General features: G+C 56.6%; 14 protein-coding genes. 7 read left to right on the top strand and 7 right to left on the bottom strand.

Annotation, left to right across the window (positions count from 1 at the left end):
• The first annotated feature begins 863 nt into the window (after positions 1–863).
• Complete coding sequence (locus JCM12296_RS26685) at positions 864–1763, top strand: class I SAM-dependent methyltransferase (RefSeq protein WP_246804924.1); 900 nt, start codon at positions 864–866, stop codon at positions 1761–1763.
• Positions 1764–1872: 109 nt separating this feature from the next.
• The gene (locus JCM12296_RS26680) at positions 1873–3048 is read left to right on the top strand and encodes a 4Fe-4S binding protein (protein WP_054699562.1); all 1176 of its coding nucleotides are present in this window, start codon (positions 1873–1875) and stop codon (positions 3046–3048) included.
• Here JCM12296_RS26680 and lhgO read toward each other — a convergent pair.
• From lhgO to JCM12296_RS26660, 5 genes are all read right to left on the bottom strand, one after another.
• Positions 3008–4303: an L-2-hydroxyglutarate oxidase gene (gene lhgO, locus JCM12296_RS26675; protein ID WP_218188296.1), complete on the bottom strand. Its 1296-nt coding sequence runs from the start codon at positions 4301–4303 to the stop codon at positions 3008–3010. The two genes, JCM12296_RS26680 and lhgO, sit on opposite strands and share 41 nt — an antisense overlap.
• Before the next feature lie 198 nt (positions 4304–4501).
• Entirely contained in the window at positions 4502–5098 is a 597-nt protein-coding gene (locus JCM12296_RS45800) for an MFS transporter (protein ID WP_246804922.1), read from the bottom strand.
• Positions 5065–5841, bottom strand: a complete 777-nt coding sequence (locus JCM12296_RS45795; RefSeq protein WP_246804920.1) for an MFS transporter — start codon at positions 5839–5841, stop codon at positions 5065–5067. Before JCM12296_RS45795 ends, JCM12296_RS45800 begins: the two co-directional genes overlap by 34 nt.
• Positions 5842–6354: 513 nt before the next feature.
• Entirely contained in the window at positions 6355–6552 is a 198-nt protein-coding gene (locus JCM12296_RS26665) for an LbetaH domain-containing protein (RefSeq protein WP_054699560.1), read from the bottom strand.
• Complete coding sequence (locus tag JCM12296_RS26660; RefSeq protein WP_054699558.1) at positions 6549–6884, bottom strand: gamma carbonic anhydrase family protein; 336 nt, start codon at positions 6882–6884, stop codon at positions 6549–6551. The genes JCM12296_RS26665 and JCM12296_RS26660 overlap by 4 nt, the downstream gene beginning before the upstream one ends.
• A gap of 103 nt (positions 6885–6987) precedes the next feature.
• Here JCM12296_RS26660 and JCM12296_RS26655 point away from each other — a divergent pair, with 103 nt between their 5' ends.
• On the top strand, positions 6988–7974 hold the full coding sequence (locus JCM12296_RS26655; protein ID WP_054699556.1) for an HD domain-containing protein: 987 nt from the start codon (positions 6988–6990) through the stop codon (positions 7972–7974).
• A 62-nt stretch (positions 7975–8036) separates the two neighbouring features.
• Here the strand turns inward: JCM12296_RS26655 and JCM12296_RS26650 are convergent, their stop codons facing one another.
• Positions 8037–9011: an MBL fold metallo-hydrolase gene (locus tag JCM12296_RS26650; protein WP_054699555.1), complete on the bottom strand. Its 975-nt coding sequence runs from the start codon at positions 9009–9011 to the stop codon at positions 8037–8039.
• Positions 9012–9376: 365 nt separating this feature from the next.
• Here JCM12296_RS26650 and JCM12296_RS26645 point away from each other — a divergent pair, with 365 nt between their 5' ends.
• The 4 genes from JCM12296_RS26645 (at position 9377) to JCM12296_RS26630 (ending at position 12294) form a co-directional block, all read left to right on the top strand.
• Complete coding sequence (locus JCM12296_RS26645) at positions 9377–9826, top strand: MBL fold metallo-hydrolase (protein ID WP_054699553.1); 450 nt, start codon at positions 9377–9379, stop codon at positions 9824–9826.
• Positions 9826–10059, top strand: a complete 234-nt coding sequence (locus tag JCM12296_RS26640; protein WP_054699550.1) for a hypothetical protein — start codon at positions 9826–9828, stop codon at positions 10057–10059. Before JCM12296_RS26645 ends, JCM12296_RS26640 begins: the two co-directional genes overlap by 1 nt.
• 146 nt (positions 10060–10205) lie before the next feature.
• A complete protein-coding gene (locus tag JCM12296_RS26635; protein WP_054699548.1) occupies positions 10206–10652 on the top strand; it encodes a cereblon family protein in 447 nt (148 codons plus the stop codon).
• Between the two features lie 517 nt (positions 10653–11169).
• Positions 11170–12294, top strand: coding sequence for a 3-hydroxyacyl-CoA dehydrogenase family protein (locus tag JCM12296_RS26630; RefSeq protein WP_054699545.1), 1125 nt, complete (start codon positions 11170–11172; stop codon positions 12292–12294).
• Positions 12295–12399: 105 nt separating this feature from the next.
• Here the strand turns inward: JCM12296_RS26630 and JCM12296_RS26625 are convergent.
• On the bottom strand, positions 12400–13129 hold a 730-nt coding region (locus JCM12296_RS26625), incomplete at its 5' end, for a molybdopterin cofactor-binding domain-containing protein (RefSeq protein ID WP_157067921.1).

The following is a 13129-nucleotide window of genomic DNA, read 5'->3' as shown; positions in this document are numbered from 1 at the left end:
GGTGGGATGGGGGACGGGGATGTATGGGATGGGGGACGGGGATGTTTTTATGCGTTTTACATTTACATAACTTTATTTTGACTGGACTTCAAACTCATCGCAAATGGCATCGACAGATCAATTTGAAAGAGTTGTGATAAACACGATCTCCACTTTTTTGAGTTGAAGTAACCGGCCGTGAAGATTTGTAAAATTTATAAAGCGACAATTTATCAAATCTATCCTGTAGAATTTCGACCGGTCAAAAACGAAAGATAGCATCGCATCCTAGCTTTCACCATTTACCAGATAGGTTGAGATTATCATAATAGTGTATCAACAGTTCAATAAATCTTGATGGCGTCGCAAAAACCCGATATCTGCGCTACGCTTCATTCCTCGGAATTCGTAAACCTGGATCTTGAACCGTCTAAGGAAGTGCCCCCAAATCCGGGTGACTTCGTGAACCCAAATGTTTCTCCGCGAGAGGTAGGCTGCTTTTTACGGAGCTGTTCGGAAAACGACTCCTTTCGTTAAGGCGGCCGATGTCGCCGGCGTTGTCACCGGATACCCGGTTTGCCTGTTGTTACCGTTCGCTACGCGCGCTTTCACCGTTGGCTCTCGTTCCCGCACCATGACGAGCCATCGGGCTGGGGTTGGTACTTGATGCGCGCCAAAACAAAGGGTATGCTGACGCATCGCATCTTTTTTAAAAGTACGTGCCGTACTCGGCACACAACCTCAAGTCGCTTAGGCTGGCGGAAAGAAATAATTCCCCCAGATCGTGCCGGATTTGGGTTCGTCTACAAGGCGCCGCCACCGGTGCATATCGAGAATATGTGCCGGTGGCGGCAACGCGGTAGACGGGCACAAAGACAAGCAGGATGGTGGAATTATTTCTTTCCGCCAGCCTTAAGTGTGCATCCACGGGAATGAAAGAGAAAATGTTTGAAGCGTTGGAGAGAATCAACAAACGACCTGAACCGTTCGAATTCTACACGGCAAATGATCTATGGACGGATGAGCACACGTCGGCGCAAATGCTTTCTTTCCATCTCAATGAAGCCATCGATGTTTCTTCGCGAAATGCGAAGTTCATCAATCAATCGGTGGAATGGATCGTGTCCGAATTCAATATCGGCAAAGACACAAAAATAGCGGATTTCGGCTGCGGTCCGGGATTGTATGCAACACGCTTGGCTAAACACCGGGCCAACGTAACCGGCATCGATTTCTCGACCAGGTCCATCGCGTATGCAAGGGCGGTTGCAGCCCGCGAGCAGTTGAACATCAGCTATGTGGAGCAGAATTATCTGGACTTTGAAACACAAGACCGTTTCGACCTTGTCTTGATGATCATGTGTGATTTCTGCGCCCTCAGCCCAACCCAAAGAAAAAAAATGCTGAGTAACTTTCACAGAGTTCTAAAACCCGGCGGCTCGGTCCTTCTTGATGTTTATTCCCTAGTGGCGTTTGACCAAAGGGAAGAGGTGGCGACATACGCTGTCAACCTACTCCATGGATTCTGGTCGCCAAATAAGTACCATGGTTTTCTAAATACCTTCAAATACGAAAAAGAAAAGGTTGTACTGGACAAGTACACGATTATTGAATCGGAGCGCACCAGAACGGTGTACAACTGGCTGCAATACTTTGCATCCGAGGATCTGGAGAAGGCATTTCAGGATGCCGGATTTTCCGTTCAAGGGCTTTATTCGGACGTCAGGGGGATCCCGTATGATCGGAACTCGGGTGAATTCGCGATGATCGCCACGAGGGCTTAGACCGGCACAAAACATCAGGACATATCATCGGTAAAAATAGCGTTTACCCCCATCGATAAAGCGGCCCGGCAAAATGATGCCATTCAAATTGAGCGAAAGGACACACCGCATGTCATCCGATCCGCTGTCAGAAAAACTCAAACACGCCACCGCCATTATCTGCAAACAGGGCATGGTGCCGTTTCCCGTCACCGACACCGCCGTGAAAGCCATCCGCATGGTGATCGGAAACGCGGAGGCGGAACTGGACCTGATCGCGGCCTTCAGCGAGGCCCCCTCCCAAACCCTGGCTCAGCTGGTGACATCCAGCGGCATGGATGAGGGCCGGGTCATGCATCTGGCCGACAGCCTGGCCAGGAAGGGACTGATTTTCAACCAGCCCAGCTCCAATGGCACGATGATCTACCGGCTGCTGCCCCTGATCATGGTCGGATTGATGGAGTACAAATTCATGGGACCGCTGAGCGGCAGCCCGGAGGAGAAGGCGCTGGCGCTCCTCTTCGAGAAGATGCTCAGCGAGCTGCGGGAGCACAATCAGCGCCACTACGATACCCTTGCCACCCATGCGCTCAGGGCACCGGCCGTGGATCGCACCGTGCCCGCCGGCCGCAGCGCCGACGGCAAACCGATCCGCATCATTCCCGTCCAGCGGCGCGTCGAGAACACCGAGGAGATGATCCTGCCCAGCCAGTCGGTGGAGGCGATCATCGATAAGTTCGACGAAATCGCCGTGGGCCACTGCTTCTGCCGCCAGCGCCGCGACCTTCTGGGCGAACCCTGCCAAACCAACGCGCCCGTGCTGAACTGCTTTTCCTTCGGCAAATCGGCCCGTCACACCAGCTCCCAAGGTTTTGCCACGCTGATCTCACGCGACGAAGCCCGGCGCATTTTGCACGAGGCGGCCCAGGCCGGTCTGGTCCACAAAACCCTGCATCCGGGCTCACGCGAGGATCGTCCCGAAACCAGCATCTGCAACTGCTGCAAGGACTGCTGCGACACTTTTCGGCTGTGGCGCGACGGCACCATGCCGATGATCAACTCGACCTATCACCTGGCCGAGATCGACGGCGATGCCTGCAGCGGCTGCGGCACCTGCGTGGCGTGGTGCCCCACCGAGGCCATCGCCCTGGGCGATGACGGCATCGCCCGGCGGGATGAAAACGCCTGTTTGGGGTGCGGGGTGTGCGCGCGGTTCTGTCCGGAATCGGCGATCTCGCTCAAGCAGGGCCTGCGCCGGGTGTGCATCATGCCGCCGCGCTTGCGCGAACCGGCGTCATTGACATAGAGAATTTCTCATCCAATTTTTCGCAAATGTACTCGCCGATGGGAATCGCCGAGGTGGCCGCCGGCGAGGGCGCGTTGCACACGTGCAGGGAACGTTCGCTTTCGGCAAAGAGAAAATCGTGCACCAGGGATCCATCGCGCAGTACGGCCTGGGCGCGGATACCCGTAGGATAGGGCCGCAGATCGGAAAGCCGCACCGACGGGCAGTACTTCTGTACCCGTCTGAGGTAGCCGCGCCTGAAGAGCGCGTCGCGCATCTCGCCCAAACCGGATTTGACATTGGCGCCGATCACCTTCCAGAAGCCGGGAAAGCGCAGCATCTCCAGGCAGTCGGCCGCATCGAGGTTGATCCGACCGTAGCCTTCGCGTTTCCATCCCAAAACGGCATTGGGGCCGACGGTGACCCGTCCGTCGATCATGCGGGTCAGGTGAACGCCCAGAAAGGGCAGCCCAGGGTCGGGAATCGGATAGATCAGGTGGCTGAAACGGCCTTGGAAGACAGGTGCGAGGGCGAAGTACTCCCCGCGGAAGGGAATGATCTGAAAATCGATGGGAATGTGCATCATGCGCGCCAGGCGATCGGCCATCAGCCCGCCGCAGGCCACGAGATAACGGCCGTAGACACTGTCTTTGCCGATGGTCACCCGGACCCCGTCGGTTTTCTCATGGATGGCGGTGACCGGACGACCGGTGCGGATCCGTCCCCCCAGGGCGGTGAACTGCCGGGCCAGGGTGGCCGTGATGCGGGCGTAGTCCGTGATGCCGGTGGCCGGCACGAGAAGCGCGGCCTCGCCGGTGATATGGGGTTCGCGGCGTTTCAGCGCGTCCCCGGAAAGCCGTTCGGTATGGATCCCGTTCAGCCGGCAACGCTGCTCCAGGTCCGCCATGCGGGCCACCTCCAGGGCATCCGTGGCCACGAGCAGTTTGCCGCACTGCGCGACAGGCAGGCCGTGCTCTCGGCAAAATGCCAGGGTGACGGATGCACCGCGCCGGCAGAAGTCGGCCTTCAAGCTTCCCGGGGCGTAGTAGACGCCGGCGTGGATCACACCCGAGTTGCGACCGGTCTGGTGGCGGGCCAAACGATTCTCTTTCTCGACCAATAACACCCGGCGTCCGGGTAGCGCTGCTTCAGTTGCCAGGCCGTCGATACGCCGACGATGCCGCCCCCCACCAGTATGAAATCGAACATCCTGAACATCCCCCCTGTTACCATTCTGCCGTTCCGCCGATTTCCGGCCGGAAAGCGTGGGCGACAACCCACCGTTCCTGTTTGAAATCCGCCGGTGCAACGCCAATATCATACGGGTCGCGTGCTGATCAATGGCAGCATGTCGGCGGTTTTCCGCCAGTCGCTTTATTGAGTCGGTCAATAAAACAGCCGGGACAAAAATGTCCCGGCTGCACAAAAAACACCCGTTGAATGTTTCAGTTCACTGCGTCCGCTTCGGCGAAGATCAGTCCCCGGCCTTTTCGGTCACCATCTGTGGGCTCATGACACCGACCTTCTCCTCGCTATGCTTGGGTCGCTTGGTGAGATAGGCAAGGACCACACCGACCATCAGCAAGCCCGCCGACATATAAAATGCCCAGCGCAAGCTGCCGGTGAGATCTTCGATGGTGCCACCCAGGCTGGTCATGAAGAACCCCATGCCCCACCCGAGAAAAACCAGGCCGTAGTTAAATCCCAGATATTTCGAACCGTAGAAGTCCGCCGTAAAGGACGGCATCAGGGAAAGCCCGCCGCCATACTGCCAGTAGGCGACACCGACCACGAGGAAAAGCAGAATGACGTTTTGCTCGGCGATGACAAAAGGCAGGATGAACAAGCATCCGGCAGAAATGGCACAGTTAAGGCAATAGGCATTCACTCGACCGATCTTATCCGAGTAGAAACCGGTACCCACACGGCCCGAGGCGTTCACCAACCCGCCGAAGGAAACCAGGATCCAGGCGTTCGCCGCCAGGAATGGTACATCGGCGGCGGCTTTTTTCAGCAATCCGGCCGCGTTGGCGATAATCAGCAGACCGGACTGGGTAGAGATGGTAAACATGGCCACCAGGCGTAAAACTGCCAGGATTGGAAGATCTCCTTGGGCGTCCAATCGTGCTTGGTGGTATCCGCCACCATCTTGGTGGTGACATTTTTCGGAGCCGGCGCCACGTACCCCTTGGGCGGGGTGAAGAGCAACTGCCCGCAGAAAATACAGACTACGGCGAAGATCAGCCCCAGGGCGATGAAGCTGCCGCTGATGCCGTAATGATCGATGAAGTACTGCCCCAGGCCGCCGATGTAGATCGCCGCGCCACCATAGCCGGCCACGACGGTACCGGCAATCAAGCCCCGTTTGTGCGGGCCGAACCACTTCAGCGCCGCCGGTGTGGGCGCCGCGTACCCCAGCCCCATGCCGATGCCGCCCAGGACGCCGAAGCCGAGGATGAGACCGAGCTGGCTTCTCATCAGACCGGCAAGGATGCAACCGGCGGCAAGGAACAGACCACCGGCCGTGGCACCGACTTTGGGCCCGAATCGATCCTGGATCCGTCCGCCGGGAATCATCAACACGGCAAAAAGAATCACGCAAATGGCAAAGGGGGTGGCCGCCTGGGCGTTGGTCAGATACGTCCAGCCTGCATTTAGCCCGGTCATTACCTCACCCGCCTTGTCAACGTTGACCAGGGCCTTCTTCCAGATGCTCCACGCATACAAAATACCTAAACATAGATTGATGGTGGTTCCGGCAAAGGTGGTGATCCATCCCTTCATGGGAACACTTTCAACAGACTGTGCCGACATACGCCCTCCCTTTTCTATGGTTGATTGGCGGGGTGCAACGCGAACCATCGAATCCGGCGACACTGGCATCGCGACAACCCACGGCTTCATGAACGTAATTCAATTTTCTATAAAATTTGTTTAATTGGCTTAAAATCTTTTTCTAAATTCCATTCACTTTATTGAGCAATATACATACCAAACTATCCTTCCGCGACCGGCAACATCTCGCCAATGCGCCCGGAACGTTTCTAGCTTGAGTGGATTTTTAGAACAATTAACGGGTTAGATATTATCAAAGCGTATTCTGGGATTTACAAAAGGAGTGGAAAAAGCCGGCATGAAGACAAGCCATGCAAAAGCGTTGGCATGAGGCACGACAATCAATTTTGTAACCGGTACAATCCGGATACAAGATAAAACCCTGCATTAAAATCAAAATATTACGATTTACAATTAAATTTGAAGTCAACAACAATAGTTGTTGATCTGTCAGAAACGCTCGACACACGAATACCAACGGAGGGCCAACCGTCAGCCAGGCCCCATGGACCGGTACAGCGCCGCCTTTTCTGAAAGCAGGGCCAATTGCGCATGGACATTGGCAATTTCGCTGTCTTTCAAAAGCCGCACCGGCTTGGCGGGCTGGCCCATGACCAGCATCTTCGGCGGGATCTGGGCCTTTGGGGGAACCACCGCCCCGGCGGCGACAAGCGCATGAGCGCCGATCACGGCGCCATCCAGGACAATCGCGCCGATCCCCACCAGCGCACCGGTTTCGACCCGGGCGCATGCAGGCATGCCTTGTGGCTGATCAGGACATCGGCGGCAACGATGACGGGACGTCCTTCCGGCGACTCGAGCAGGCATTGATCCAGAATGGCGGATCGGGCCCCGATGACGATCTCGGACGCGTCGGCCCGCAACACCGCCCCCGGCCAAATACTGGCGCCATCCCCGATGCGGATATTACCGATCAGGCGTGCAAACGGATCAATCCAAACCGCCTTGCCGATTTGCGGTGTGTTTCCGTTAAAAGACGTGATCATCTCGGTATGATTCATGGTGCGCCTCGCTAATAGTTCGCCATATCAAACTATAAATCTATTGAAAAAACGACATCCATTATTATATAACCTTTAAAAGGTAATGGATGGAGACTCAAAAATGATTCATGAAACCGATTCGAATAAAACCAGCGCCACCTGCCGAATGCCAAACGGTGGTGTCGGCCTTCCGACGGAAGCGGCACCCGGTGCAACCTGGCTTGTCACGGACCCCGCGTCTGCGCCGGATTCGCAGCCGTCTATCGTACCCGGGGTCCTGCAGTCCATTCGCCAGACCCTGATCCATCAGGAAACCACTTACCAGCGCGAACGGACCGAGGCAACATTCTCCAGCCTGTGGGCCCACAGTTCGCGTGTGGGGCGCATCGCCCAACACATCGCCAGAAAGGAAGGCTGCGAGGAAATCCCGGCGCTTCTGGCCGGCCTGATGCACGACCTGGGCAAGTTCGCCTACGGCAGGTACCATGCCGACGACACCCCGGAAGAACAAAATGCGACCCGCATCGCCGAGGAAATTCTCAATGGAACGATCTATGCGCGGTGGATCCCGACGATCAAGGACGCCATCCTATCCACTTACCTCGACGGCGAGGCCACCCATGCCATCGGCCGCGTGGTCTATGATGCGGATTGCCTGGATAAGCTGGGCAACCTGGGCGTCGCCCAGTTTTTCGCCAAGCAGACGCTACGGCACCGTTTTTTAGAGAACGACCTGTTGGTACGTACCAGCGTCGAGTTGACCTACGCCCACCATGCCCCGGAGACCCTCAAGACGGCCACGGGCCGGTCCATCGCACGCCATAGCAGCCTGCAGACCCGCCAGTTTTACACCACGTTGATCGAATCGTGGAACATGCTCGGCCTGGGTGATTTTGCCATCCGTGAGGAAGAAATCGGCGGTGTCGTCTGCGTCCTGGCGGTCCCCCGGGCCTGTTCGTGCGGCGGAGAAATGGAATACCTCTCCGACATTCAAGACACACTCAAATGCCGCAGCGTGGTCGTCAGATACCTCTGCCGAACCTGCGCCAACGAAAACGCATACACCTTTTGTTTGCCCAATATCAAAGGGTTGCCTCGACGCCGGTAAAGCGCTTCAGGCAGCCCCCTTTTCGAGCCCCGTAATCGGGTACATCGGCTATCCGTCCAGGCTCAGGCCGAAGCAACCAGCCGAAACACGATCTTCCCGTCGTTCATTTCCCGCCGCGCCTCGCCTTCGCCCTCGAGATAGCGCAGATGCGAAAGCGCCTCGCCGGTGGCGAACCACTGCTGCGCCGGCGGGAAGTCTTCCCAGGTATCGGCGCGGATGTCCCAGGTCATGCGCGCGGCCGTGGAATAGGCACTCATCGGCGCCTCGGCCAGGATCTGTCGCACCTCCGCCAGACGGTGGGCATGATGGGCAAGCAACTCGTCAATCCTGGCACGATGGTCGCCAAACAGGCGGCGGTGCCCGGGCAGCACCAGGTCGACATCCAGGTCATAGATTTTTTTCAAACTCTCCAGGTAGTGTTTGAGCAGGTTCGCCCGATCCAGCCAGCCCTGGATATTCGGCGTGATATCGATCAGAAGATGATCGCCGGCCACCAAAATCTTCTCGCGCGCTTCGTAAAGGCACATATGGCCCAGGGTATGCCCCGGTGTCGCCACGCAGGTGAGCCGATAATCGCCGTAGGCGAGCGTCTGTCCATCCGTAAGAAGTTTCAGATCGGGAACCCACTCCGTACCGAACTTGGTTCCGGGATGGTTCTCGAACGCCCGTTTCAGGACCGCCACCGGAAAACCGTGGCCCTTGCTATAGCCCACCATGGTGTTGATGCCATCCCAGGATTCGATCAGTTCGGCATCCGGACGATTGAAATAGACCTGGGTCTGGGGAGTGGCCAGCATGGAGACCAGGCTGAAATGATCGGCATGGAAATGGGTAATGAAGATATCGGTGCGGTTCATATCCACGCCAAGCGTCTTAAGCCCCTTTTGCATGGCCGCACGGCAGGCCTCATGGTTGAGGCCCGTATCGATGATCAAATTTTTCTCGTCGCCAATGATCACATAGGAGTTCAGATATTTCAGCGGGGTCCCGGGCAACGGGATTTCTATCCGGTACCAGTTGGGTCTTATTTCTTCCATGAGGGGCATTCCTTTGATGATACAATTTTGATGGTCTCGTAAAAAGTCGCCGTTTCGACGATTCGTAAAAAGCCCGAGATCAAGGCTTGCGAATCCTGAGGAGTGAGGCGTACTTTTGCGTACGCCGCAGTGACGAAGGGTGAGCGTAACGCCGATATCGGGCTTTTTACGAATCCGTCAATTTTACCAATCCGGGATTATCGATGCCCGCCACCGGAAATGCAAGGTCAAAAATCAGACACGGTTTGAAAACCCGCCTAAGCTCCGCCAGCGTTTTTTAGGACATATGCCCATTTTGTTTTGACATGCCGACCCCAAAAAAATATGATTCCATTTTTCATTTTTAATTAAGGATGCCACAGACCATGCATACCACCGTTAGCATCGTTTACGACAACACCTCACGTGATCCTGCCCTGCTCGCCGATTGGGGCTTCGCCTGTGTGGTGAAAACGCCCGACAGGACCGTTCTTTTCGATACCGGCGCCAATGCGACGATTCTGCAAAGGAACATGCACCATCTGGGTATCGACCCGAAATCCATCGACACGGTATTCATTTCCCATGCACACTTTGATCACGCCGGCGGCCTGGCACCGTTCCTGGAACAGTTTCCGGTGGACGTCTTTGTGCCGCAAAGTTTTCGGCCGGACTGCCGGGACGTCCCGATCCATCCGGTGAATACGCCGCTGCCGATTGGCCCGGGGCTGTTTTCCACCGGTGAGGTGGCCGGATTTGAGCAGGCCCTGGCGGTGGACTATGGCGACGCATATGCACTGATCGTCGGCTGCTCGCACCCGGGCGCAGCGCACTGATGGAATCCGCAGCGGCTTTCGGTCGGGTGGGCGCCCTGATCGGCGGCCTGCATGGGTTTAATCAATTCAGCGCGATCGAAGGCTTGGACCTGGTATGCCCCACGCACTGTACTCAGTATATCCACACCATTCGTGATCGCTTCCCAACGATCTGTCATGCCGGTGGTGTCGGCACGACGATCCGCTTGCCGCCGGCGGGGAAAGGGAATGGGAAAACGCGGGAATACGTTTGACATCCTCGGCCCAAAAAGCCTATATTTCTCCATTAAGAAAGATCGTTCTCCACAGTATATAGCATTCCCCACCGGCCACCGCTGGAGGAAGGGCCCGAGAGGCTGTTTGAAAAATAACGGATTCGTAAAAAGTGGGAGGCGTTGAAATGGAAAAAGGTATCTCTCCGGATTTTCTGGGTCAGGAGCAAACCAGCCATCTGACCTACCTGACATGGGATTTTGCGCTTTTCGAGAACGAAGCCGATAAACAACTACTGAACAAGGATCTGGTCTGTGCGGCCTGCGGCCACCCGGTCACCAAGGTTTCCGACAAAATCGATGTCCGCGGTCGGCACGCGTACCGGTTCACCAATCTCGGCTACCCGATTCAGCTGGGCTGTTACGGCAATGCATCGGGATCTATCGGGACCGGCCGGATTTCCAACGGCTATTCGTGGTTCCGCGGCTATGCATGGGAAATCCAGCTCTGCAACCACTGCTATACCCAGGTGGGCTGGAAATACATGAATGCCGAAACACATTTTTACGGGCTTGTTTTCAAAATGCTTCGGGAAGCCGACCCCAAGGAACCCGATGTCGGGGAAACCGAATAACCGGCCTGCCCCTTTGAAATGCGCCAACCGTCGCAACGCCGGCATATCGACGCCGGTTTAAGGTTGCCCCATCCATGTGCCCCCCACGCGGCACGTCCGTGATTTTGGTCAAGCCGCCATCCAAAGACAGGGAAATTGGGACAAGATCAAGAATGATGAACTCGTAAAAAGCAGCCTACCCCGTCTTACGGAAGCCAACCTTGTTACGTGAAACGAGACAGGCGCCCGCTCTCCTGGTCATGAAGCGGAAAAGGGACATGCCGGCGCTTGCGGGTTCGCAAATTCGAATTAAAAATTGAGTGGTTTTCAGGCAACTTGTGAAGCCAGAAAAAAAGCAGATTGTAATTAAGATGTAATCAAAAAATAGCTTGAAACTCACCCACAAGGATGAGATAGAGACTGAACAATGATTCGATGAATGATCTTTCAGTATCGGCTTATCCTACAATTCTGCTAACACGTTATTCGGCAAGCCAGAGTTTGGCTGGAATTGTCCGTCATGCAAAAAGGAGGAAAAATGGCAAAGATTGAAACGGTAGGAATTATCGGATTCAACGTCATGGGCGCCGCCATCGGGCTCAACGCCGCCACTTGCGGGTACCGGGTCATCTACAAGGAACTGAACGATGAACTGGTCAAGGCCATGTACGACCGCTGGGTGACAGGCGCCCTGGAAAAACGGGTGGCCAAGGGCAAGATGACCCAGGAGGAGATGGACAAAGTAACCGGCCTGATCAGCGGCACGGCCGATTACAAGGACATGGCATCCTGCGATTTGATCATCGAGGCGGCCATCGAAAAGATGGAGATCAAAATTCAGATCTTCAAAGATCTGGATGCCGTCTGCCGTCCGGACACGATCCTGGCCAGCAACACATCCACCTTCTTGATCGAAAAACTGATGGACGGTATTTCCAACCCGGGCCGCACGGCTGGCCTGCACTACTTCTTCCCGGCCAACATCAACCGTCTGGTGGAAGTGATCCGCCAAAAGGCGACCAGCGACGAAACCTTCGATGCCCTGATGGCCTTTTCGGAAAAGAACCGCAAGGTGCCCATCAAGGTCAACGACTTCCCCGGATTCGCCATCAACCCGGTATTCATCTCCAGCTACATGGTCCTTACCGACTTTTTCGGCGACAAATACAACGCCGCCACCCTGGACGAAATCTCCAAACAGGCCCTGGGGGTGCGCTACGGGATCATGTGGGTATTGAACGGCTCCGGTCTGGGCACCGCCTACCATGCCGCCGCTTCGATGAACGAATACCTGGCCGATAGTGACGTGGGCTACCCGCCGACGCCCATGCCGCTTAAAACCCGCTTTGAAAGCGGCAAGCCCTGGGATCTCGAGGACGGCCCGATACTGGACGACCAGGCGGCCCTGGATGTGGTCAAGGAGCGTCTCCTGGGAACGATCTTCGCCATTTCGACCCATCTGATCGAAAAGGACGTGGTCTCCCTGCAAGACCTCGAACTGGGTATCCGCACCTCGTTGGCCTGGCCCAAGGGCCCCTTTACCATGATGAACGAAATGGGCATGGCCGAGGCCGCCCGACTGGTCAAGGTGGTCGTGGAAAACGGCCTTTTCAAGATGCCCAAAACCTTTGCCGAGGGCGTACCGGCAGCCTGGCAGCTCTAAGAGGCTGTTTGAAAAGTCCGCCTAAGCCGACCCACCGTCGGGGCCGGCTTGCCGCGACACCTCACCCCTGAAAAAGGGCCCGGATGCTTTCATCCGGGCCCTTTTTTATTCGCTCAGCCCTTCCAGCAGGCACAGGATACGTTCGTTGGTCAACGGCACCCGGATTCGTCCCCGGGGAATCTCACGCACCGCGCCGATCGCCGCCCGGATGGCAAAATAGGCGCCGATCCCATACATGAAGGGCGGCTCACCGACAGCCTTGCCGGTCAGGGTGACGGTCGAATCGGCGGCATCCTCCAGAAAAACCACCGTGATGGCTGGCGCACCATGGAGATCGGGGATCTTGTAAGTGCTCAGCGAATCCGACCGCAGCCGCCCATCCGGGTCATACACCAGTTCCTCGGTGGTGACCCAACCGATGCCCTGGATGACGGCCCCCTCCACCTGCCCCTGGTCCACCAGCGGATCGAGACTGCGGCCGGCATCATGGACGATCTCGACGGACTGGATCGCCGCCGTGCCGCGCAGGGCGTCCAGCCGCGCCTCGACCACAGCGGTTCCGCAAACGTGATAGGCGAAGGGATGGCCCTTTTCCCGCTGGCGATCGTAATGCAGCCGCGGCATGGCATGGAAGGCGTGGGCGGAAAGGTCCACCCGCTGCTGGTAAGCCGCCAGTACCAGCGCCGGCCAATCCAACGGGCTGGGCTGATCCGCGACCCAAACGGTTTCCTCCCGGATGCGGATCTTCCCGGGAACAACATTCCGCAGCCCGGCGGCCACATGCGTGAGGCGTTTTCGTATTTTCGCGCAGGCCTTGCGCACGGCCGCCCCGTTG

The organism is Desulfosarcina cetonica JCM 12296 (genome assembly GCF_001311845.1).
Lineage (GTDB): Bacteria > Desulfobacterota > Desulfobacteria > Desulfobacterales > Desulfosarcinaceae > Desulfosarcina > Desulfosarcina cetonica.
The sequence above is the reverse complement of the archived record's forward strand: the minus strand, read 5'-3'. Positions and strand labels throughout refer to the sequence as shown.

Excerpts from the sequence above, each read along its gene's own strand:
- JCM12296_RS26685 (WP_246804924.1), top strand. The coding sequence starts at position 864 with ATGGTGGAATTATTTCTTTCCGCCAGCCTTAAGTGTGCATCCACGGGA.
- JCM12296_RS26680 (WP_054699562.1), top strand. The coding sequence starts at position 1,873 with ATGTCATCCGATCCGCTGTCAGAAAAACTCAAACACGCCACCGCCATT.
- JCM12296_RS26640 (WP_054699550.1), top strand. The coding sequence starts at position 9,826 with ATGGAATCCGCAGCGGCTTTCGGTCGGGTGGGCGCCCTGATCGGCGGC.
- JCM12296_RS26650 (WP_054699555.1), bottom strand. The coding sequence starts at position 9,011 with ATGGAAGAAATAAGACCCAACTGGTACCGGATAGAAATCCCGTTGCCC.
- JCM12296_RS45795 (WP_246804920.1), bottom strand. The coding sequence starts at position 5,841 with ATGTCGGCACAGTCTGTTGAAAGTGTTCCCATGAAGGGATGGATCACC.
- JCM12296_RS26655 (WP_054699556.1), top strand. The coding sequence starts at position 6,988 with ATGATTCATGAAACCGATTCGAATAAAACCAGCGCCACCTGCCGAATG.
- JCM12296_RS26660 (WP_054699558.1), bottom strand. The coding sequence starts at position 6,884 with ATGAATCATACCGAGATGATCACGTCTTTTAACGGAAACACACCGCAA.
- JCM12296_RS45800 (WP_246804922.1), bottom strand. The coding sequence starts at position 5,098 with ATGTTTACCATCTCTACCCAGTCCGGTCTGCTGATTATCGCCAACGCG.
- JCM12296_RS26630 (WP_054699545.1), top strand. The coding sequence starts at position 11,170 with ATGGCAAAGATTGAAACGGTAGGAATTATCGGATTCAACGTCATGGGC.
- JCM12296_RS26645 (WP_054699553.1), top strand. The coding sequence starts at position 9,377 with ATGCATACCACCGTTAGCATCGTTTACGACAACACCTCACGTGATCCT.
- JCM12296_RS26635 (WP_054699548.1), top strand. The coding sequence starts at position 10,206 with ATGGAAAAAGGTATCTCTCCGGATTTTCTGGGTCAGGAGCAAACCAGC.